Below are 20,652 nucleotides of genomic sequence, written 5' to 3'. Positions count from 1 at the left end.
GGCCAGAATGATATTCGTAATTTTGTTAATTATTTTGAATATTTGTCGAGTTAATTGAACTTGTAACTTTTGATGACTTATAAAGTTCGCACCCTCGTGAAAAGGGCACCACAAAGGGTGCCCTGAGCATGTAAATACGAAGACTTACTCGCCTTGTGAACCACGATGTGCCCACCCCGTGGTGTGCTTTTCTACGTAGCTGAAAAGCTCGTACATCACCATGGCCATGGCACCCACAACAACCAATCCAGCGAACGCCAGACCCATTTGCATGGCAGAGCCCGCAGAGATCAGCAAGTAGCCAATGCCCTCGTTGGCCGCTGTCATTTCAGACACGGTGGTGCCCACAAAGGCCAGGGTGATGGCGACTTTGAGTGAGCCGTAAAAGTAGGGCATGGAGCGTGGCAACCCCACTTTGACCAACACGTCCCAGCGCTTGGCACCGAGCACGCGCAGCACGTCTTCCAACTCTGGCTCCAAGGTGGCCAGGCCGGTGGCAATGTTCACCATGATGGGAAAGAAGCTGATCAAGAACGCGGTCAAGATGGCAGGGCCCACACCAATGCCAAACCACACCACCAAGATTGGTACAAAGGCCGCTTTGGGCAAGGCATTGAAGCCCGTCATCAACGGATACACCGCGGCATAGGCGATGCGCGAGCTGCCGATGACAAAACCCAGCAACACACCCACCACGATGGCAATGCCAAAGCCCGCCATGGTGACCCAATAGGTACGCCAAGCGTGGGCCGCAATGACGTCGCGAAACTCCACCATTTGTTCCCAAATCCGCAGCGGACTTGGAAAGACAAATTCAGAGACAGAAAAAGCCGAGCACAGGCCCTGCCACAGCAGCAAGGTAAGGACCAGCAGCGCCCAAGGCGACCAGCGTTCGATTTGTTTTTGATTCATGGTGACTTATTGCTGAATGACTGCGCCAGTTTTGCGAATCGCGCCAATGTGGCCGCGTAGCTCGTGCACGATGTCGGTGAACTCGGGGGTGTAGGTCACTTCGAGATCGCGTGGACGCGGCAGGTCGATGTGGCGTTTGACCACAAAGCGGCCCGGGCTCTTGCTCATCACGTAGACCGTGTCGGCCAAGAACACCGACTCGCGCAAATCGTGTGTGACCAAGATGACGTTGAACTTTTGCTCGGTCCACAAGTCACGCAAGGTACACCACAACTCTTCACGCGTGAAGGCATCGAGCGCGCCAAAAGGCTCGTCGAGCAACAGCATCTTGGGCTCATGAATCAGCGCACGGCAAATGCTGGCGCGTTGCTGCATACCACCTGAGAGTTGCCATGGAAACTTGCGCTCGTAGCCACCCAAACCCACGGTCTGCAAGAGCTTGATGGCACGGGCTTCGTACTCGGCCTTTTTGGCTTTGAAGTTGGAACGGTAGGGCTCCACAATTTCCAGCGGCAACAGCACGTTGTCGAGCGTCGTGCGCCAAGGCAGCAGCGAAGACGCTTGAAACGCCATGCCACTGATCTTGAGGGGCCCGTTGACGGGCTGACCATCCACATGAATGCTGCCACGGCTTGGTTTGCGCAAGCCAGTGGTGAGCTTCATGAAGGTGGACTTGCCACAGCCTGAAGGTCCAACGATGGCGATGAACTCGCCTTGTTTGACCTGCAGGTTGATGTCTTCCACTGCAAAGTGGTTTTGCGCCAGCAACTCGTCGTTGTAGGCCAGCCAGACGTTTTTAAAGTCGACGAAGTTGTCAGCAGGGGTAGTCATCTTGTCCGTGTCGCTTATTTCTTGGGCTTGGGCAAGATGTCGAGTTCTTTGGCTGTTGGCAAGAAGCTACCGTTCCAAATGGTGTCTGCATTGACGCGGTTTTTGGTGTTGAACGCATCAGACACTTGAGAGGCCATGAGTGACAAGCGTGGTCCTTTGACTTGGCCAAAACCTTCGGCACGTGCATCTGGGCTGTTGATCACGGTGTCAATGGCCAGTTGCAAACGGCGTGTTTCGAGTTCGCTGTTGATGATGCCGTCACGTGCGCGCACGGTTTCGATGGCTGCTTTGGGATCGGCGATCACGTCTTTCATGCCCTTGGTGAAGGCGCTCAAGAAAGCTTTGATGGCCGCTGGGTTTTCTTTGATCAGTTTGGGGCTGGCAATGATGGCGTTGCCATACAGCTTGACGCCGTAGTCGGGGTACTGCAACACCACCACGTCTTCGGCTTTCACGCCACGTGCTTCGATGTTGAGCAAGGAGGTGAAGGTGAAGCCTGTGATGGCATCCACATCACCACGAACCAACATGGTTTCGCGCAAAGGAGGGTCCATGGCGGTCCAAGCCACGTTGATCACGCTGTTGGCTTTGGCAAAAATCGGGAAGGCGCGACGGCCTGCGTCAAACACCGGAGCGCCGAGCTTTTTGCCGCTCAAGTCGGCAGGCGTTTTGATGCCTGATTTTTTGAGCGCCATCACCGAAGCGGGCGTGTTGTTGTAGACCATCATGACGGCCACTGGCTTGTTGGGCGCGTCGGGGTTGTTGGCGTTGAATTCCATCAAGGCTGCCAAGTCAGCAAAACCCATGTCGTAGGTGCCCGAAGCCACACGGGTCACGGCACCGCCAGAACCGTTGCCAGCATCCACGGTCACGTCGAGCTTGGCGTCTTTGAAATAGCCTTTGGCAGCAGGGACCAAAAACAAAGCGGCAGGGCCTTCAAAGCGCCAGTCGAGTTGGAACTTGATGGGCGTGGTTTGGGCTTGAGCCATGCCAAAGCCGGCCATCAAGGCCAAGCTCAGAGTGGTTTTAAAAAAGTCGCGTTTGATCATGGGGGTGCTCCTGAAGGGCGAAAAGAGTGAACAAAGTTGTATGCAATGGTCTTGCAATAAGGGTGCCAGTTACAAAACCACAGACCTACCATTCAGGGGCAAATTGTGCGCGAATTTGGGGCGCGAATGATTTGGGGTTCCCCGCGGGTGGGTCTACCCTTGGTTGCTTGCACTTGTCTGGTGCCAATCTTGCGCAAGGGGTGACCCATCGCAGGGCGCGCCAAACAATGTTGTTGCCAGGATGTTTGCCAAAAAACAAAGGCCCGCAATGCGGGCCTTTGTGAATCTAGCGGTTGTGCAAGGGTCAGTGGCTATCGGCTTGACGCGCTGCTTCGATGGCGGCTGAGTCGTCTTCGCTCACACCATTGAAAAACAGATTCAGCAAGACTGCCGACAAGGATGCCAGCAAGATGCCTGACTCAATCAGCGGGTGCAGGTTGTGCGGCATCCATTGCTTGAAGTTGGGTGCGATGAGTGGAATCATGCCGATGCCCACCGAGATCGCGACCACCAAGCTGTTGTAGCGGTTGTTCTTGAAGTCCACGCCACCCAAGATGCGAATGCCGGTGGCCGCCACCATGCCAAACATCACCAAGCCTGCACCACCCAACACCACGGTGGGCAGTGACTCGACCAAGGCGGCCATTTTGGGAATCACGCCCAAGATGATCAAGATCATGCCGCCTGCCACGCAGACAAAACGGCTCTTCACACCAGTGACCGCTACCAGTCCCACGTTTTGCGAGAAGCTGGTGTAGGGGAAGGTGTTGAAGATGCCACCAATCAAGGTGCCCAGGCCATCGGTGCGCAAACCACGCGTCAAGGCGGCGCGGTCCACATGACGGTCGGTCATTTCGCCCAAGGCCAGGAACATGCCCGTGGATTCGATCATCACCACAATCATCACCAGCGTCATGGTCAAGATGAGCACGGGGTCAAACACAGGCATGCCGAATTGGAAGGGCAGCACCACGTCAAACCAGGCAGCTTTGCCCACCTTGTCGAAATTCATCAAGCCCAAGGACGTGGCGACGATACCGCCAATGATGATGCCCAACAGCACCGAAATATTGGCAATGAAGCCACGTGCGTACTTGGCGATCAACAAAATGGAGCCAAGCACCAGTGCGGCAATGCCCACGCCCGTGAGGTCTGCATACTTGGGGTTGGGCACCTGAGCCACCAAGGCCAGGCCCTTCGGCACGGGGGGCAAGACAGACCCTGGTGCTGAGGCAGCGGCCGCAGCGTCAGCCAGCCACTTGGCATGCTCAGGATTCACGATCGATGGTGCCGTGGGGCCAAAGGGGTTGCCAAAAATCCAGTTGATGCCAATGCGCATCAGACTGATACCGATCACAGCAATGATGGTGCCTGTCACCACAGGCGGGAAAAACCGCAGCAGTCGGCTCACGACCGGTGCAATCAAGATGGAGATAACACCTGCGCCAATGATGGCACCAAAAATCAGTTGCGCGCCCGTGTCGCCCGGGTTGGCATTGGCCATCGACACCATCGGTGCCACAGCGGCAAAGGTCACGCCCATCATCACTGGCAGACGAATGCCAAACCACTGCGTGGCACCCCACGACTGAATAAGTGTGACCAAGCCGCAAACAAACAAGTCGGCCGAGATCAACATCGCCACTTGCTCAGGGCTGAGTTTCAAGGCGCGGCCCACGATCAGAGGCACAGCCACAGCGCCGGCATACATCACCAGCACGTGTTGAAGTCCTAACGCTGCCAGTTTGCTGTTGGGCAAGCGTTCATCGACGGGATGGGTGGATTGGGTCATAGGGGGGTCCTTACAAGGTCGTTACGGGGCAAACTGTATACAGTTTTGTATGTAAGCTGCATAACGGGAAACCCTTACTGGACGATTTAATAAGCTAAAAGTAGTGCATCACGCCACGGGCAATCGTTGTTCGCTGGCTTGTTAACGCTGCAAAAGAGCGCCTTCCCCCGTGCCGACTTCGCGCCTGATCCCAACGCCAACAAAGCCGAACAACTCGCCGTGTTCAAAGCCTTCATTGCCGACAAAGAGGCCAGCTTGTTCAACACGCTCGACGCGCAAGCCGTTCGCGACGAAGTAGTACTCAAGTGTGGCTTTCAACTCGATGAGTAGCTCACGCCCATTGCAGAGGTCACGCTCGCTGGTGCTCAGTCCCTCGCGTTGCCCACTGTCGACTTCCTCGCGCTTGACCCATTCCAGCAGCGTCTGGGGCAAACAGCCGATCTTGGGCGCAATCGATTCAACAGCCGCCCACAGCGAGGGATATTCGCCTCGGTGCTCCTGCACCAGCCTCACCGCACGCTCCCGGACTTCGGGGGAAAACTTGTTTATCTTGTTCATGGCTCCACCTTCTCAAAGGTTGGAGCCTCCTCGGTTCCCGGGGCGGTTCACCCGCCACACGTCTTGGTCTCGGCCAAGGTTCTGCTGCAAAGCAGACGTGCAAAAGACGGGTTTTCTTTTAGCTCGTACTTTTGAGCGTTGGGGTGAGCGGTTTGATGCGCTTGCGTTTCTTGGCAAGCTGCTGCGCGGTCCAAAGATCGCGTTGCTGCTGCAAGGCCAGCCAGTGGCCAGGTGTAGTACCGAGGGCCTCGGATAAGCGCAAGTCCATATCGGCACTGATGGCCGAGCGCCCATTGACCACCCGCGAGAGCATGACGCGGCTGGTGCCAATGTGAGACGCAAACAAAGTCACGCTCATATGCAGGTCTTTTAACCAGCCTGACAAAAGTTCACCAGGGGATGCGGGGTTGTGCATTTTTAAAGTTGCCATCAGTGATAGTCCAAGTAGTCGAGCAGTTCAACGTCTGTGTCTATGAATCGAAAAGTCAGTCGCCAATTGGCTTGAACCCAAATTGCATAGAACCCCTTTCGGTCACCGCGCAATTGATGTATTCGCCAAGAAGGACGCTGTAAGTCTTCTGGTCCTTGTGCCACGTTCAACACAGTTAGCGCTTCACGCAATCGTTTGCGATGAATGGCTTGGATGCCAGCAACGCTGCCGGTGTGAAAAAAAGTTTCGAGGCCTTTATGTTTGAAGCTGATGATCATAAAGTGTAAATCATGGGTTTACAAAATATTTATGAATTCATCTTTGCATTCAAAAAGAATGGTGTGTAAATGTGGCGCTCAAAAAAATACGGCCCATGAGGGCCGTATCCGCATTTATGTGCTGACTGCTTTAGCTGAGTAAATCCAACAACGTCCGCGCCACCACCTTCGTGGCGCGTCGCACGTCTTCCAGCATCACACGTTCGTCGTTGCGCTTGGCGTGGCTCTCTAGCACGGTGCGCGGGCCTGCCCCGTAAATCACGCCGGGAATGCCACGCTCCACATACAAACGCACATCGGTGTAGAGCGGGGTGCCCACAGCGGGGATAGGTTCGCCAAACAGTTGCTCGCCGTGTTTTTGAATGGCGTCCACTAAGGGCTGGTTACCCGCGAGTGGCACCATGGCTTTGGCCAGCAACAGGCGTTTGATGTCGACCTTGAGTTGCTTGCCGCCACGCGGTGGGTTGAATGAAGCGGCTGCGTCTTCGATGGTTTTGCGAATCGACGCTTCCACCTCGACGGGGTTTTCTTCGGGAATCATGCGGCGGTCAAGTTTGAACACCACCTTGCCCGGCACCACGTTGGTGTTGGTGCCGCCACTGATTTGGCCCACGTTGAGGTAAGGGTGGGTGATGCCTTCCACCTTGGAGGTGGTCTTGAGGTACTGGGCGTTGAGTGCGTGCAGCGCATTCAAGATATGCACCGCGCCTTGCAGCGCGTCGGTGCCGCTGTCGGGAATGGCGGCGTGCGCCATTTCGCCTTGCACGGTGACTTCCATTTGCAGGCAACCGTTGTGCGCGGTCACCACCTGGTAGCTAAAGCCTGCGGCAATCATGAGGTCTGGCTTGGTGAGGCCTTGGGCCAGCAACCAGCCGGGGCCTTTTTCGCCGCCAAACTCTTCGTCGTAGGTGAAGTGCAGTTCTACGCCGCCCTTGAGTAGCAGACCCAAAGATTCCAAGGCGCGTGTGGCAAAGGTGAAGGTGGAGAAGTCGCTTTTGCTCACGGCGGTGGCGCGGCCATACATGGCGCCGTTGTCAATTTCGCCGCCGTAGGGCTTGTGGGTCCAGCCTTCGCCTGGGGGCACCACATCGCCATGCGCGTTGAGGGCAATGGTTTTGCCGCCATCGGCAAACTTGCGGCGCACGATGAGGTTAGTGATGCTCTCCAAGCCATAGGCCTTCACCTCGTCGCTGGGCACGGCATGTTTTTCGGCGACGTAGCCAAAGCCTTGCAGCAATTCAGCGGTGCGCTCTGCATGGGGCGCGTTGTTGCCGGGGGGTGTGTCGGTGGGCACTTGCACCAAGGCTTGCAAGAACTTCACCTGTTCGTCAAAGTGGGCGTCGATCCAAGCATCGAGTTGGGCGTAGGCGGCGTTGTGGTTGTGGTCGGTCATGGGTGTCTCGTGGTGGGGTGCGCAGGCTCAAGCGTGGGTGTTGTGCAGCAAGTGCATGAAGGCGTCGATGGCGAGCTGCATGTCGTCGCTGGTGGTGCTCTCTAGCGGGTTGTGGCTGATGCCTGCGTTTTGGCCACGCACAAACAGCATGGCCTGGGGCATCACCTCATGCAACTTCATGGCGTCGTGCCCGGCGCCGCTGGGCAGGTGAAACAAGGGCACGCCCAGGGCTTGCACGGCGGCTTCCCAGCGCGCTTGCCACTGCGGTGAGCTGGGGGCGGCGCTGGCACGCATGGTTTCTTCCAGCGTGTAATGCACGCCACGGCGGGTGCAAATGGTTTGCAGAGCATTGAGCACATCGCGCATCAACAGGTCGCGCTGTCCGTTGGTGGGGGCGCGTAAATCCAGGCTGAACTGGCAGCGCCCTGGCACCACGTTGATCGAACCATTTGGCACCGTCAGCAAACCCACTGTGCCCACGGCGTTGCATTGGCCGTCAGCACCGCGGTCGCGCAAAGCGCGTTGCTCCACATACAAGGCCAGTTCGGCCACGGCTGCTGCGGCATCGCGACGGCGGTCCATGGGGGTGGTGCCTGCATGGCTAGCCATGCCCCTCACCTCGCCCACAAAGCGCACGCTGCCGTTGATCGAGGTCACCACGCCCAGGGGCAGGTCGCGCTCGTTGAGCACCGGCCCCTGCTCGATGTGCACTTCCACAAACCCCAGGTACTTGGATGCATCGCGTGCCAGCTTGGGGATGTCGGCCAGTTTCAAGCCCGCTTGTTGCATGGCTTGGCGCATGGTCACGCCGTCGGCATCGGCTTGGTCCAGCCATTCGTGTTTGAAGTCGCCCACCAAAGCGCCCGATCCCAAGAAGGTGGCTTTGTAACGCTGGCCTTCTTCTTCTGCAAAGGCCACCACTTCCAGGTTGAAGGGCAAACGCTGGTTAGCGCGGGCCAGTTCACGCACGCAGGCCATGGGCACAAAAATGCCCAGGCGTCCGTCGTACTTGCCGCCGTTGCGCACCGTGTCGTAGTGCGAGCCGGTCATCAAGGTTTTGGCGTTCTCGGTGGCTGCTTTGTAGATGCCCACCACGTTGCCCACCGCGTCAATGCGCACATCGTCAAAGCCGCAGGCTTGAAGCCCCAGTTCAATCGTGCGGGCGCATTTCTGGTGGGCATCGGTCAGATAGGTCACGGTCAGCGCGTCGTCTGCATCGCTGAATTGGGCCAGCCATTCGTGCCAGTCCCACACCTCGTGGCCCAGTGTGGGTTGGTAGCCAAGTTTGTCGTTGAGGCGAATCTCCACAATGCGGTGGATGTTGCGCAAGCACTCAGCCAATTCGTAGTCGGGGTGGTTGTCCAGACGACGTTCGAAAGTTTGAATGATTTGTTGGCGCGTCAAGCCCGCACCGCGTGGGCCACGCACCGCCAGGATGAAGGGAAACCCAAATTTGGCGTTGTAGCTGGCGTTGAGCTGTTGGATGTGAGCAAACTCTTGCGGGGTGCAGTCGGTCAACCCCGCTTTGCTTTGCTCATTCGTTGATTCAGCGGTGAGGCTTTTTGTCACCATGGCTTTGCCAGCCAATTCAGGGTGGGCACGTACCAGGGCCACTTGGGCGTCACGGCCCGCACGGTTGAGCACCTCGACCATGGCGTGTTTGAGCGCGGCAGCAGACGCAAAAGGACGTGCGTCGAGGGCTTGTTCGGCAATCCAATCTGAATGTTCGTACAAGCCCGTCAGCAAGGCCGCAGCCTCTGCGCGGGGCAAGGTGTTGATTTGGTTCAGCGTGATGTGCGTGGTGCTCATGGGGTGTCCTGCGGATGCGGTTAGACGTTGGCTGGGTAGGGATGCACTTGCTTCCAGTGGCGGGCAATGTCAATGCGCCGCGCCACCCACACACGGTCGTGTTTGGCGATGTGGTCTAAAAACTTTTGCAGCGCCACGATGCGTCCGGGCTTGCCCAGCAAGCGGCAGTGCATGCCCACGCTCATCATCTTGGGGGCGTCTTCGCCTTCGGCGTAGAGCGCATCAAAGGTGTCGCGCAAGTAGATGAAGAAGTCTTCTGCCTGGCTAAAGCCTTGTGGCAAGGCAAAGCGCATGTCGTTGCAGTCCAGCGTGTAGGGCACCACCAAGTGCGGCGCGATGTCGCCATTGCTTTTTTGCACTTGCATCCAAAAGGGCAGGTCTTCGCCGTAGTAGTCGCTGTCGTACTCAAAGCCGCCATGGTCGAGCACCAGCCGGCGTGTGTTGGGGCTGTCGCGTCCGGTGTACCAACCCGCGCCGTGGATCGAGTTGCCGTGGGTGGTGTGCGTCAAACGCTCGATGATCTCAATGCCGCGTTCCAGATGCGCCCGCTCTGTCGCCTCATCGATGGTTTGATAGTTGATCCAGCGCAAGCCATGGCAGGCAATCTCGTGTCCCATCTCGACCAGTGCAGCCGTGAGTTCTGGGTGACGTTCCAGTGCCATGCTGACGCCAAACACCGTCAAGGGCAGGCCGCGTTTTTCAAACTCGCGCAAGATGCGCCACACGCCCACGCGTGAGCCGTATTCGTAAATACCTTCCATGCTCAGGTGGCGGTCTGGAAAGCTCGGTGGGTTGAACATCTCGCTCAAGAACATTTCGCTGCCGGCATCGCCGTGCAAGGTGGCGTTCTCGCCGCCTTCTTCGTAATTCAACACAAACTGCACCGCTACGCGGGCCTGGCCCGGCCATTGGGCATGCGGCGGTGTGCGGCCATAGCCCACCAAGTCGCGCGGGTAGGGGGCGGTGCTGTTGTAAATGGCGTGGGGGTTAGACATGGGGTGTTCCGGTTCAGGCTAAGGCCATGGCAATGTCGTTGCTGGGCACTTTGCGGTCGAGGGTGAGGTTTTCTTCCACGTGGCGCAGGTGCTCGTCCATCAAGCGCACAGCCAACTTCTCGTCCTTGGCGGCAATGGCTTTGATGATGTCGGCGTGCTCTTCTGCCGAGTGCTCCGCGGCATGGGTGCTTTGGTACATCAGCGTGATCAGCGCGCAGCGTGAAATCAACTCGCCCAGCATTTGGGCCAGCACCTGGTTGTTCATCAATTCGGCGATGCGCACATGAAAGTCGCCCAGCAAGTCGGTGCGGCCTGGCACATCGCCGCTGCTCACCGCGGCTTTTTCTTGCGCCACGTGTTCTTTGAGGGCTTTGATTTGCGCAGGAGTGACGTGACGCACAAAGTTGCGCGTCATTTCGGCTTCGAGCATGCGGCGCACGGCAAACACTTGGCGCGCTTCGTCGGAAGAGGGGGTGGCCACAAAGGCGCCGCGTGCGGGCTCCATGCGAATCAGGCGTTTTTGTGCCAACTGAAACAAGGCCTGGCGCACCAAGGTGCGTGACACGCCAAAGTGATCGGCTAGTTTTTGCTCGGCCAGTTTGGTGCCTGGGTGCAGGCGGTGTTCCACGATGGCTTTGGTCATCGCATCCACAATGCTTCGAGTGGCGGTTGAGCTGTCCATGAGGGTCTCCGGCAAGGTCGTTGTCGCTCAATGATAGCTTCAAATACAAAAACTGTATACACTTTCAGTCAACCGTTTTGGTTGCCATCTTTTTTTGGAGCGACACATGGGATTGAGCACACACGTTTTAGACACCATGCACGGTGGCCCCGCCGCAGGCATGCAGGTGTCAATGTTTACCACAGCCAATGGCCAAGCCAGCTTGGTCAAATCGTTCACCCTGAACCACGATGGTCGCAACCCAGATGGCCTGCTGTATGACAACGACAGCCTGAAGAAGGGCACCTACCGACTGGTGTTTGACGTGAAGGGTTACTTCGCCTCCAAGGGCGTGGCTTTGCCAGAACCTAACTTCCTAGACCAAGTGATCCTGGACTTCGGCGTGGCCCATACCGACCAGCATTACCACGTGCCGTTGCTGGTCAGCCCCTGGAGTTATTCGACCTATCGGGGGTCTTGAGTTTTAGGTGCTCTATGCGTTGAAGCTTGAAATGCTGTCTTGGTATTTCAAGTGGGTTGAGGCAGCATCAATCGATGTAAGTCCATCTTAATGACGGCCTTCTGAACCCAGTTCCGCTTACTTTTTAATGGCTGAAGATAAAGTCATTATTTACAACTAAATAGCTCATAATCGTGACGTTTTTTATGTCTCGGTCGCTTTGATGATCGAATCGCAACAGTCCAAATTTGGTTTTGGGCCGTACAAAAAATTGAGTCAGAAGGGCTAAAGCTTATGAGTTGTTATCAGGATATTTACAGTGATTTCCCTTCAAGATGCAAAGAGTTGTGGTGCCGAATCGAACAATCAGAAAACACGCACCAAGAGGACTTGAGCGTAACAACCTTGCTGGTTATTGCTGTCGCTGGCTTTGCTATGCCTTGGCAATATTTAAAAAATAACGATGCCCCAAAAAAACAAAGCGCTGATTGGAAGCAGCATCCAGCTTTTAAGAGTGTGAGCCCTGAGAAATATGGCGGGGCATTAAAAGCCCTTGCTATTAAATTCGCAGAGAAAATTAATATAAGTGAATTAGCTAAAACAGGCGATGAGCAGTTTTGGACAATAGGAAAATGTGTTAATTTTGAAGAAGTACATGATGTTGCTGAAAGAAAAATAGGAATAATTGAAAACAGCGAAATTACACTAAGTCGTCTTCTACATTGTTTACGCAACGCACTGGCACATAGCGGTTTTTTTGCTCTTGGTTCAACTGAATTAAATATCGATAGCATCAGTTTTTTCTCTGAAATTAGAGATAAAAAGGGAACGCTTACTGGATGGGAAGTAGCAACAACAAGCGTTGAAGGATTCAGGCACTTTCTTAACAAGTGGTTTGAACTTATCGGCGACCCAGCGCAACGGTTAGCTGTGCCTGAGGTTTTTAATCAAAGTCTTGTTGAAGATCGCATGGAGCAGCAGGCATGAATGAATTAAATACTATCGCAATGGTCACGGTCTTGCTCGTTGGGCTTGCCATAGGGTACTGGTTGAAAAAGAGCATCAATGCAAGCCAGTCGGACGCTATCACCCAGCAAGTAAAGAACGATTCAGCGACTGAATTGGCGACGGTACGTGAGCGTATGCGTGGTCTTGAAAGTGAAATGCATAAGCTCAATGAGCAGTTGAACCAATCAACTTCGTATAACCAGAATGCGCAGGCGCGCATTCTTGAACTGTCAACAAGTGAAGCTGAAAAAGCGCGTGAATTGCAGGTTGTGAACGCACGTAACCAAGAATTAGCACGTGATTTTGAAACCATAACAGATCGTTTAAAGAACGTGTCAGAGCTGCTCGCGCAAGAGCAATCTAGGTGTGCAGGTTTAGCAGCGGATAACGAACGAATCGCGCCGCTTAGCGAACAAGTTGCCAGCCTAGAGCAAGACAACGTGCGGCACCAAACGATGATCTCATCATTGCGTGAAGACGTAGGGCGTGTACAGGCCGAACTACAGGCCGAAAAAGATGCACACACACTTGTGCGTAATGAATCTGGAAACATGATTGAGCAGCTCAGGTTAACCATTGCAGACGTTTCGAACCGGTTGAGAAACACGTCAGAACTACTTGCACAAGAGCAATCTAGGTGCGCAGGCTTAGCAGTGGATAACGAACGAATCGCACCGCTCAGTGAACAAGTTGCCCGTCTAGAACAAGACAACGCACGGCACCAAATGACGCTCTCATCACTGCGCGAAGACGTAGGACGTGTACAGGCCGAACTACAGGCCGAAAAAGATGCACATAAATTGGTGCGTACTGAATCTGCTCAAACCAGTGAATTGCTGAAGACTGCAACCATCGAGGTTTCGATTCAGCAATCCCAGCTTACGGAACTGAAGACACGATTAGAGTCCGAACGTAAACAATCAGAAGAAAAGTTGGCACTTTTATTGGAGGCCAAGGATGCGCTCACCAATCAATTCAAAAGTTTGGCCAGCGATATCCTTGAAGAAAAAAGCAAACGCTTCACGGAGCAGAACCAAAATAATCTAGGGCAACTGCTTGATCCACTAAAAACACGTTTGCAAGAATTTCAAGGAAAGATTGAACTCTTTTACGACACTGAGGGCAAGCAGCGTTCAGCACTTGCGCAGCAAGTGACGCAATTGATGGATTTGAATAAAACGCTGAGTGACGATGCTAAAAATCTGACATTGGCATTGAAGGGCTCATCCAAGTCGCAAGGTAATTGGGGTGAGCTGATTCTTGAGCGTGTGCTTGAGGCATCGGGCCTTCGTAAGGGAGAGGAATACGACGTACAAGAGAGCCACACACGCGAGGACGGTTCCCGTGCCCAGCCTGATGTAGTGATTCACTTACCCGAGAATAGGCACTTGGTGGTTGATGCCAAGGTTTCGTTAACAGCTTATGAAGAGTATGCGTCTGCAGAAAACGATGCAGAGCGCCAAGCAGCGCTTCGCCGTCATCTTGAGTCGATTCGCAGTCACATCAAGGGCTTGTCTGAGCGCAACTACCAAAGTCTGTATGGCCTGCAGTCTTTGGATTTCGTCTTGATGTTCATACCTATTGAGCCAGCGTTCATGTTGGGCGTGACTCAGGATGACAAACTGTTCATGGATGCATGGGGCAAAAATGTTTTGTTGGTTAGTCCTTCTACCTTGCTTTTCGTTGTGCGCACGGTTGCTCATTTGTGGCGTCAAGAAGCGCAGAACCGAAATGCACAAGACATCGCCAAGCGAGGTGCTGAACTTTACGACCGTCTTTTTGCTTTCGTTTCAGACTTGGAAAGGGTGGGTGACAGACTGCGACAAGCGCAAGAGTCCTATAAAGACGCTTTTGCCAAGCTCAGTACGAATAAAGGGAATGTCATCCGTCAGGCCGAGATGCTTAAAGAGCTTGGTGTGAAACCCACCAAGGCATTGCCATCGCATTTGTTAGAAGCCGCTGGCGCAGTGACTGACGAGTGAGCTGTTCAGTATCTATTTTTCAAATCACATCAATCACCAACAACATCGCTCTTTCGACCTCTCGCATCTTTTCTTCTTCAAGGTGCCCAAAGGGCTCGCTGACCTTGGACCGAGGCAGCGTGGATAGTTTGTCCACCATGACTTGAGACACATGACGCAATCCGTTGCCGGGCATAAGTTCAACACTCACTCGAAAAGTTGCCGTGCGGATCACGCTGGTCACCGGACGGGTAAATGGTTACCAAGTCCCCCCGCTGCGTCGTACCCAGCCGCTGTGCAGCTGCCTCCGTAAGGTCGTTGCTTGGGCTTCACCCAAGTCCCCTTTCAATGCCAAATATTGCATGCGCAATTCGGTGGCATAGCTATCTTGGCGGGTATCAAGTACCCAAAATGGCACGGGACGCAACCCTGCCGCTCGCTTGCGTTCACGTGAGCGAGCAACTTTCAAGGCTGAGGCGTTGGCACTTGGCATAAATACTCCTCGAAAAGGACTGAGCGGGGTTACATGTTGCCGCATGCAGACGCTCAGTCCAGCTTGACTTTAGAAAGGTCAAACAAAGGCTTGGGCATTTCCAGCTTCATGCTTTCCAAGGTTTGTACCAACAGGTCTGCCACAAACAAGTCGCGGTAGGGTTTGGAGTCGGCAGGCACCACATACCAAGGTGCGTCGGGTGTGCTGGTGGCCGACAGCGCGTCTTCATAGGCCTCGGCAAACTTGGGCCACAGTTGACGGTCTTCAAAGTCTGAGGGCTGCAACTTCCAGTGTTTGTGAGGGTCGTCTAGGCGCGCTTGCAAACGCTTTTTTTGTTCGGCTCTGGAGATGTGCAAATAGCATTTGAGAACGGTGATGCCCGAATCAGCCAACAGGCTCTCAAAGTGCTTGATGTCATCAAACCGTTTCTCGCAGGTGTCTTTTTTCACCCAGCCACGCACACGCGTGACCAGCACGTCTTCGTAATGGCTGCGGTTGAAAATCACCATCTCACCCAACGCAGGCGTCTTTTGGTGGATGCGCCACAAAAAGTCGTGGCTTTTCTCTAAGTCGCTGGGCGCACCAAAGGCCTCGGCACGCACGCCCAAAGGACTGATGTGGGTGAAGACGCTGCGAATCACCCCGTCTTTGCCCGCAGTGTCCATGCCTTGCAAGACCAGTAGCAAGCCCTTGCTTTTGCCTGCATGCAAAGTGCCTTGTAGCTTGTTGAGCTTGTCGCCGAGTTTGTGCATGCTGCTTTGCCATGCCTCATCGGTGGGCAAGTCTTTGGGCGAGGGCAAAGTCTCGATATCGCGCAGCTTGAGGCTGCTGTTGGATTTGACGCGCCAAGAAGAATAGTCTTTGTGTTCCATAGGCTCAGTGTAGGGCGGTCGATTTAGCTATTTAGTGCGCTGCAGACCTGATTTATTTGTATACCAAGTGGCATACCTGCCCCGAATTCGGGGAGCAAGTCATTAAAATCCTGTGATATTTTTCTCTAGCTTTTCAGCCCCCACCATGACCCAAGTCACCAACACTGTGCGATTTGTGCTCGACGGCCAAATCGTTGAAGCCCAAGGTGTGCGCCGCACCACCACTGTCCTTGATTACCTGCGTGAGCAACTGCACCGCACCGGCACCAAAGAGGGCTGCGCCGAAGGCGATTGCGGTGCGTGTGTGGTGATGGTGGGCGAGCTCAATGCCGCTGGCACTGGCGTGAACTATGTGCCGGTGAACAGCTGCATCCAGTTGTTGCCCGCTTTGGATGGCAAATCGGTCAAGACCGTGGAAAGCCTGAAAAAAGCCGACGGCTCCCTGCACCCGGTGCAAGAAGCCATGGTGGGCTGTCACGGTTCGCAATGCGGGTTCTGTACCCCTGGCATCGTGATGAGCTTGGTCAACCTGATGCAAACCAACACCAGCCCCAAACGCCAAGAGATCACCGATGCCCTGAGCGGCAACCTGTGCCGCTGCACGGGCTACACCCCCATCATCGACGCCACGGTCAAAGCCTGCGAGAAGAAAACCGCTTTGAAAGTGGATGACAGCGCCGATGTGCCGCTGTTGCAAGAAATCAAGCGTGCCGCCACACCCACCCTGAGCTTGGACGGCGACATCATCGTGCAGCCCGTGGTGCGTACCAAAAAGGGCAACGAGTTCGTGTCGCCCGCCACCCTGGCCGAAGTGGCTGACTACTTGGTCAAGCACCCCACCACCACCTTGCTGGCAGGCAGCACCGAAGTGGGTTTGCAGGTGAACAAACAGTTCAGCCGCCCTGACCACATCATGTACTTGGGCAACGTGCAAGAGCTGCGCCAAGTGGCCGACACCCCCAAGGCCTGGCGCATCGGTGCTGCGGTATCGCTGACGCAGGTTGAAACCCTGGTGGCCCAGGCCTACCCCGACTTTGCCGAGGTGCTGCGCCGCTTTGGTTCGCCGCCCATTCGTTCCACCGCCACTTTGGCGGGCAACATTGCCAACGGTTCTCCGATTGGCGACACCATGCCCTGCTTGATGGCCTTGGGCGCCACCTTGGTGCTGCGCCTTGGCAACAAAACCCGCACCGTGGCACTGGATCAGTTCTACACCGGGCAAAAGCAAAACGTGTTGCAAGCCGGTGAATTCATCGAAGCCATTGAACTGCCCAAACCGGCAGCGGGCGCGGTGTTCCGTGCCCACAAGGTGAGCAAGCGTTTTGAGCAAGATATTTCGGCCACTTGCGCCGCCATCAGCTACAGCCTCAAAGACGGCAAGCTCAGCGGCGTCAAGCTGGCCTACAACGGTTTGGCGCCCTCGCCTTGCCGTGCGCCCAAGCTCGAAGCGGTGTTGGAAGGCAAAACACCGGCTGGCGTCAGCGCGGCTGAGCTGGATGCTGCCATTGCAGCCAGCTTTGTGGCGCGTGACGGCTTGCGGGCCACCTGGGCTTACCGCTCGCTGGTGGCGCGCAACCTGGTGCTGGATTTCATCGAAGAACAAACCTCGGAGGTGGCGTAAATGAATGCTCCTATCAACCTCAAAAACTTGTTGCCCGCCTCGGGTGTGCAACAAGGTACCGACGTGATTCACGAGTCGGCACACCTGCACGTCACCGGCTCAGCCACCTACACCGACGACATTCCTGAGTTGGCTGGCACCTTGTACGCCGCCCTCATTTTGTCGCCCGTGGCGCATGGCGAGTTGATCGGCGACGGCATTGACCGCGCCGCCATTCTGAAAGAACACGGCGTGGTGGCGGTCTACACCTCCAAAGACATTCCGGGTGAAAACAACTGCGGCCCCATCAACCACGACGATCCGTTCTTGGCCGTGGGTAAGGTCGAGTTCATTGGTCAAGCCGTGGCGGTGGTGGTGGCGCGCGACATGTTGTACGCACGCGAAGCCGCCAAAAAAGCCAAGGTGCAAGTGAAAGAACTCACGCCCATCTTGACCATCGACGAGGCCATGGCCGCACAAAGCTTTGTCATGCCCCCCAAAGGCATCACCCGTGGCAACGCGGCTGAAGCGATTGCCAAGGCACCGCACCAGCTCAAAGGCAGCACCGAAACCGGTCAGCAAGAGCAGTTCTACCTCGAAGGCCACATCACCTACGCGGTGCCGCGTGAAGACGGTCAACTCACCTTGTATTCGTCAACCCAACACCCCGATGGCAATCAGCGTGAAGCCGCTGCGGCGCTGAACCTCACCACCAACGACGTCGAAGTGATTTGCCGTCGCATGGGCGGTGCGTTTGGTGGCAAAGAGGGCAATGCCAGCATCTTCAGCCAGAGCGCTGCGCTGGCGGCCCATTTGCTGCAAAAGCCGGTCAAGCTGCGCGTCAACCGCGACGATGACATGACCATCACCGGCAAGCGCCACGACTTTCGGATTGACTACGAGGTGGGTTTTGACAACGACGGCCGCATCTTGGGTGCCGACATTGCCTTGCTGTCACGCTGCGGCTACAGCACCGACTACTCGGGCCCGGTGAACGACCGTGCCTGCTTGCACATCGACAACTGCTACTACATCCCCAACCTGCAACTCATCAGCCACCGTTGCAAAACCAACACCCAAAGCGCCACCGCTTTCCGTGGTTTTGGTGGCCCACAGGGCATGTTTGGCATTGAGACCGTGATTGAGCAAATCGCCAACACCTTGGGCAAAGACCCGCTGGATGTGCGCAAGCTCAACATGTACCAAGACCCGGCCATCTCGGGCAACCCCGCCACCATGACCACGCAGTACAACCAGTTGATCGAAGACTGGGTGGGTGACCAAGTGGTCAACCAAGTCGAAGCCGAGTCCAAGTACCGCGAGCGTCGTGCCAGCGTGAACGCCTTCAACCAGGCCAACACCAAGCGCAAGCGCGGCCTGGCTTTGGTGCCCTTGAAGTTTGGCATCAGCTTCACCGCCACCATGCTCAACCAAGGGGGTGCCTTGCTCAACATCTACATGGACGGCTCTATCAGCGTCAACCACGGTGGCACGGAAATGGGCCAAGGCCTCAACACCAAGATGGCCCAGGTGTGTGCCGATGGTTTGGGTGTGTCTTTGCAGTACGTGCGCGTCACAGGCACCGACACCCAGAAGGTGCCCAATGCATCGGCCACGTCGGCTTCTAGTGGTGCCGACATCAACGGTGCCGCCATCATGAACGCCACCGCACAAATGCGTGAGCGCTTGAAACCCGTGGCCGCCCGCATGTTGGGTTGCGACGCTTCCGCCGTCACCTTTGCCGACAGCCAAGCCCATGGTGGTGGCAAGTCGGTGGCTTGGTCTGCGCTGGCCAAGCAAGCCTGGCTCGACCGCGTGGGCTTGTCGGTGACGGGCTTTTACATGACCCCCGAAATTGCGTACGACTTCACCACCTTGAATGGCCGTGCTTTCTATTACTACTGCTACGGCGCTGCGGTGACCGAGGTCGAGATCGACACCCGCACCGGCGAGTGGTGGCTCAAAGCGGTGGACATCGTGCACGACGCGGGTAAGAGCATCAACCCGGCCATCGACAAAGGCCAAATCGAAGGCGGCTACGTGCAAGGCATGGGCTGGCTCACGATGGAAGAGTGCATTTGGGACAAAAAAGGCAAGCTGCTCACCCATGGTCCGAGCACCTACAAAATCCCGGTGGCTGGTGACATTCCAGAGCACCTCAACATCACCTTGTTCGATGGCAGCAACGTCAAGCCGACGCCGTTCAACAGCAAGGCTGTGGGCGAGCCGCCGCTGATGTTGGCCCTGTCCACCTACTTTGCCTTGCGCGATGCGGTGAGTGCCAGTGCCGACCACAAAACCGTGGTCCACATGAATGCACCGGCCACGCCCGAGCGTATCTTGATGGCCTGCGAACGCGCCAAAGCCGCTGCACACTGAGCTTGTGCCGCGATACACCGCTGAACTCTTGAACCAACTCCAGCACGCCGACGGCGTGCTGGTGACGGTGCACAGCGTCGAAGGCTCGGGCCCGCGCGACGTGGGGGCTTGGATGGCGGTTTTTCCGCACACCTTGGTCAACACCATTGGCGGTGGCCACCTGGAGTTTCAGGCCATCGACGAAGCACGCGCCTTGCTCCACAGGCGCGCTAATGCCTCTGCCGAGGCGCCAGCCAGCCACGAAGACCACACCTTCACCTTGCGTTACGCGCTGGGGCCGGCGCTGGGCCAATGCTGTGGCGGTGTGGTGCATCTGCGGTTTGAACCCGTTGGCGTTGCCGACGCTCCAGCGTTGCAGCAACGCTTGCTCGCCAATGGTCAACCGCTGGCCTTGTTTGGTGGCGGTCACGTAGGGCGTGCCCTGATTCATGTGTTGGGCAGCTTGCCGTTTGCGGTGCGCTGGATTGACAGCCGAGACGAAATTTTTCCGGCCCAGGTGCCCCTGAATGTGGTGTGCGAACACTCGGACCCGGTGCACGCAGCGGTGGCCGATTTGGCACCCCACTCAGCCGTGCTCATCATGAGTTTCAGCCACGCTGAAGACCTGGATGTGGTGGCGGCCTGCTTGAAGCGTCAGCGCGCCTTGGGCGACATAGGCTTCATTGGCCTGATTGGCAGCAAAACCAAATGGGCCACCTTTCGTCACCGCTTGGAAGCACGCGGATTCAGCGCCGACGAGCTGGCGCGGGTGACCTGCCCCATCGGCATTGAAGGCATCACCGGCAAAGAGCCCGAGGTGATTGCGGTGGCGGTGGCTGCACAGCTGCTGCAGTGCACCCTCTCTTCAAGCGTAGCCTGAGCCCGTCACAGCAGCGGGTTGTTTGTCAGAGCCATCTGTTGGTCCACCAACAACTGGACAGCGGTGATGCCATTGCTGGCGTTGTACACCGCCATCGTGTGCCCTTGGTAAGCAATCGCGGTTTGCAGTGCAGACACCTCCCAGCCACTGCTGCTCAGGTTGAACGCCAGATGGTCGTTGGCGTTACCCCACACCATGAGCTGGTGCTTGGCCACGCTGGCGTCCAAGGCGCTGCCTGAAGCTGCGCTGGTGTTGCTGCTGTTGAACAGGTTCATGCCGGCCATGTCCAGCACATCGTTCACGTTGAGGGTG

At 56.1% G+C, this 20,652-nt stretch carries 20 protein-coding genes and 1 pseudogene; 6 read left to right on the top strand and 15 right to left on the bottom strand.

What is annotated here, in order from left to right; genetic code table 11:
• Positions 1-144: 144 nt before the first annotated feature.
• From B9Z39_RS15465 to B9Z39_RS15415, 11 genes and pseudogenes are all read right to left on the bottom strand, one after another.
• Positions 145-912: an ABC transporter permease gene (locus tag B9Z39_RS15465; protein ID WP_108302407.1), complete on the bottom strand. Its 768-nt coding sequence runs from the start codon at positions 910-912 to the stop codon at positions 145-147.
• A 6-nt stretch (positions 913-918) separates the two neighbouring features.
• Positions 919-1,743 carry an ABC transporter ATP-binding protein gene (locus B9Z39_RS15460; protein ID WP_108302405.1) on the bottom strand — a complete coding sequence of 275 codons (825 nt, stop codon included), beginning with the start codon at positions 1,741-1,743 and terminating at the stop codon, positions 919-921.
• Between the two features lie 14 nt (positions 1,744-1,757).
• Positions 1,758-2,792, bottom strand: coding sequence for an ABC transporter substrate-binding protein (locus B9Z39_RS15455; RefSeq protein ID WP_108302403.1), 1,035 nt, complete (start codon positions 2,790-2,792; stop codon positions 1,758-1,760).
• Between the two features lie 304 nt (positions 2,793-3,096).
• Entirely contained in the window at positions 3,097-4,584 is a 1,488-nt protein-coding gene (locus tag B9Z39_RS15450; protein ID WP_108302401.1) for a nucleobase:cation symporter-2 family protein, read from the bottom strand.
• A 348-nt stretch (positions 4,585-4,932) separates the two neighbouring features.
• Positions 4,933-5,142: pseudogene (locus tag B9Z39_RS15445) on the bottom strand (IS3 family transposase); the annotation flags it as partial.
• Between the two features lie 118 nt (positions 5,143-5,260).
• Positions 5,261-5,572, bottom strand: a complete 312-nt coding sequence (locus B9Z39_RS15440; protein WP_100147781.1) for a HigA family addiction module antitoxin — start codon at positions 5,570-5,572, stop codon at positions 5,261-5,263.
• Positions 5,572-5,850 (bottom strand): type II toxin-antitoxin system RelE/ParE family toxin, encoded by a 279-nt coding sequence (locus tag B9Z39_RS15435; protein ID WP_100147782.1) that lies wholly within the window; start codon positions 5,848-5,850, stop codon positions 5,572-5,574. Before B9Z39_RS15435 ends, B9Z39_RS15440 begins: the two co-directional genes overlap by 1 nt.
• Positions 5,851-5,980: 130 nt before the next feature.
• The gene (locus B9Z39_RS15430; RefSeq protein ID WP_108302399.1) at positions 5,981-7,243 is read right to left on the bottom strand and encodes a M20/M25/M40 family metallo-hydrolase; all 1,263 of its coding nucleotides are present in this window, start codon (positions 7,241-7,243) and stop codon (positions 5,981-5,983) included.
• Between the two features lie 27 nt (positions 7,244-7,270).
• Positions 7,271-9,052 (bottom strand): 2-oxo-4-hydroxy-4-carboxy-5-ureidoimidazoline decarboxylase, encoded by a 1,782-nt coding sequence (gene uraD, locus B9Z39_RS15425; RefSeq protein WP_108302397.1) that lies wholly within the window; start codon positions 9,050-9,052, stop codon positions 7,271-7,273.
• Between the two features lie 20 nt (positions 9,053-9,072).
• Positions 9,073-10,047 carry an allantoinase PuuE gene (gene puuE, locus B9Z39_RS15420; RefSeq protein ID WP_108302395.1) on the bottom strand — a complete coding sequence of 325 codons (975 nt, stop codon included), beginning with the start codon at positions 10,045-10,047 and terminating at the stop codon, positions 9,073-9,075.
• 13 nt (positions 10,048-10,060) lie between these two features.
• Positions 10,061-10,729: a GntR family transcriptional regulator gene (locus B9Z39_RS15415; RefSeq protein WP_100147786.1), complete on the bottom strand. Its 669-nt coding sequence runs from the start codon at positions 10,727-10,729 to the stop codon at positions 10,061-10,063.
• Positions 10,730-10,835: 106 nt separating this feature from the next.
• Here B9Z39_RS15415 and uraH point away from each other — a divergent pair, with 106 nt between their 5' ends.
• The 3 genes from uraH to rmuC all read left to right on the top strand — a co-directional run bounded on the left by uraH (position 10,836) and on the right by rmuC (position 14,158).
• A complete protein-coding gene (uraH, locus tag B9Z39_RS15410) occupies positions 10,836-11,189 on the top strand; it encodes a hydroxyisourate hydrolase (protein WP_108302393.1) in 354 nt (117 codons plus the stop codon).
• A gap of 384 nt (positions 11,190-11,573) precedes the next feature.
• Positions 11,574-12,155, top strand: coding sequence for a hypothetical protein (locus tag B9Z39_RS15405; RefSeq protein WP_146183348.1), 582 nt, complete (start codon positions 11,574-11,576; stop codon positions 12,153-12,155).
• Positions 12,152-14,158, top strand: coding sequence for a DNA recombination protein RmuC (gene rmuC / locus B9Z39_RS15400; protein ID WP_233249039.1), 2,007 nt, complete (start codon positions 12,152-12,154; stop codon positions 14,156-14,158). Before B9Z39_RS15405 ends, rmuC begins: the two co-directional genes overlap by 4 nt.
• A gap of 19 nt (positions 14,159-14,177) precedes the next feature.
• Here rmuC and B9Z39_RS15395 read toward each other — a convergent pair whose 3' ends face one another.
• From B9Z39_RS15395 to B9Z39_RS15385, 3 genes are read right to left on the bottom strand one after another with little or no spacing between them, the layout of a single operon-like run.
• Entirely contained in the window at positions 14,178-14,372 is a 195-nt protein-coding gene (locus B9Z39_RS15395) for a type II toxin-antitoxin system PemK/MazF family toxin (RefSeq protein WP_255416831.1), read from the bottom strand.
• Positions 14,373-14,396: 24 nt separating this feature from the next.
• The gene (locus tag B9Z39_RS15390; protein WP_108302387.1) at positions 14,397-14,630 is read right to left on the bottom strand and encodes an antitoxin MazE-like protein; all 234 of its coding nucleotides are present in this window, start codon (positions 14,628-14,630) and stop codon (positions 14,397-14,399) included.
• A 53-nt stretch (positions 14,631-14,683) separates the two neighbouring features.
• Positions 14,684-15,502 carry a PPK2 family polyphosphate kinase gene (locus tag B9Z39_RS15385; RefSeq protein WP_108302385.1) on the bottom strand — a complete coding sequence of 273 codons (819 nt, stop codon included), beginning with the start codon at positions 15,500-15,502 and terminating at the stop codon, positions 14,684-14,686.
• A 145-nt stretch (positions 15,503-15,647) separates the two neighbouring features.
• On the opposite strand from B9Z39_RS15385, the gene xdhA reads away from it, so the two are divergent.
• From xdhA to xdhC, 3 genes are read left to right on the top strand one after another with little or no spacing between them, the layout of a single operon-like run.
• Entirely contained in the window at positions 15,648-17,123 is a 1,476-nt protein-coding gene (gene xdhA, locus B9Z39_RS15380; RefSeq protein WP_108302383.1) for a xanthine dehydrogenase small subunit, read from the top strand.
• Positions 17,124-19,481, top strand: a complete 2,358-nt coding sequence (gene xdhB / locus B9Z39_RS15375; RefSeq protein WP_108302381.1) for a xanthine dehydrogenase molybdopterin binding subunit — start codon at positions 17,124-17,126, stop codon at positions 19,479-19,481. It abuts the gene before it with no gap.
• 4 nt (positions 19,482-19,485) lie between these two features.
• The gene (gene xdhC, locus B9Z39_RS15370) at positions 19,486-20,340 is read left to right on the top strand and encodes a xanthine dehydrogenase accessory protein XdhC (RefSeq protein ID WP_108302379.1); all 855 of its coding nucleotides are present in this window, start codon (positions 19,486-19,488) and stop codon (positions 20,338-20,340) included.
• Between the two features lie 5 nt (positions 20,341-20,345).
• On the opposite strand, the gene B9Z39_RS17010 is transcribed toward xdhC, so the two are convergent.
• Positions 20,346-20,652, bottom strand: a 307-nt coding sequence (locus B9Z39_RS17010; RefSeq protein WP_158269517.1) for a hypothetical protein, incomplete at its 5' end; no start/stop codon positions are given.

The sequence above is a fragment of the Limnohabitans sp. JirII-29 genome (assembly GCF_003063395.1).
Classification (GTDB): Bacteria; Pseudomonadota; Gammaproteobacteria; order Burkholderiales; family Burkholderiaceae_C; genus Limnohabitans.
The sequence above is the reverse complement of the archived record's forward strand: the minus strand, read 5'-3'. Positions and strand labels throughout refer to the sequence as shown.

Coding starts and splice junctions, on each gene's coding strand:
- B9Z39_RS15465 (WP_108302407.1), bottom strand. CDS start 912: ATGAATCAAAAACAAATCGAACGCTGGTCGCCTTGGGCGCTGCTGGTC.
- B9Z39_RS15460 (WP_108302405.1), bottom strand. CDS start 1,743: ATGACTACCCCTGCTGACAACTTCGTCGACTTTAAAAACGTCTGGCTG.
- B9Z39_RS15455 (WP_108302403.1), bottom strand. CDS start 2,792: ATGATCAAACGCGACTTTTTTAAAACCACTCTGAGCTTGGCCTTGATG.
- B9Z39_RS15450 (WP_108302401.1), bottom strand. CDS start 4,584: ATGACCCAATCCACCCATCCCGTCGATGAACGCTTGCCCAACAGCAAA.
- B9Z39_RS15440 (WP_100147781.1), bottom strand. CDS start 5,572: ATGGCAACTTTAAAAATGCACAACCCCGCATCCCCTGGTGAACTTTTG.
- B9Z39_RS15435 (WP_100147782.1), bottom strand. CDS start 5,850: ATGATCATCAGCTTCAAACATAAAGGCCTCGAAACTTTTTTTCACACC.
- B9Z39_RS15430 (WP_108302399.1), bottom strand. CDS start 7,243: ATGACCGACCACAACCACAACGCCGCCTACGCCCAACTCGATGCTTGG.
- uraD (WP_108302397.1), bottom strand. CDS start 9,052: ATGAGCACCACGCACATCACGCTGAACCAAATCAACACCTTGCCCCGC.
- puuE (WP_108302395.1), bottom strand. CDS start 10,047: ATGTCTAACCCCCACGCCATTTACAACAGCACCGCCCCCTACCCGCGC.
- B9Z39_RS15415 (WP_100147786.1), bottom strand. CDS start 10,729: ATGGACAGCTCAACCGCCACTCGAAGCATTGTGGATGCGATGACCAAA.
- uraH (WP_108302393.1), top strand. CDS start 10,836: ATGGGATTGAGCACACACGTTTTAGACACCATGCACGGTGGCCCCGCC.
- rmuC (WP_233249039.1), top strand. CDS start 12,152: ATGAATGAATTAAATACTATCGCAATGGTCACGGTCTTGCTCGTTGGG.
- B9Z39_RS15390 (WP_108302387.1), bottom strand. CDS start 14,630: ATGCCAAGTGCCAACGCCTCAGCCTTGAAAGTTGCTCGCTCACGTGAA.
- B9Z39_RS15385 (WP_108302385.1), bottom strand. CDS start 15,502: ATGGAACACAAAGACTATTCTTCTTGGCGCGTCAAATCCAACAGCAGC.
- xdhA (WP_108302383.1), top strand. CDS start 15,648: ATGACCCAAGTCACCAACACTGTGCGATTTGTGCTCGACGGCCAAATC.
- xdhB (WP_108302381.1), top strand. CDS start 17,124: ATGAATGCTCCTATCAACCTCAAAAACTTGTTGCCCGCCTCGGGTGTG.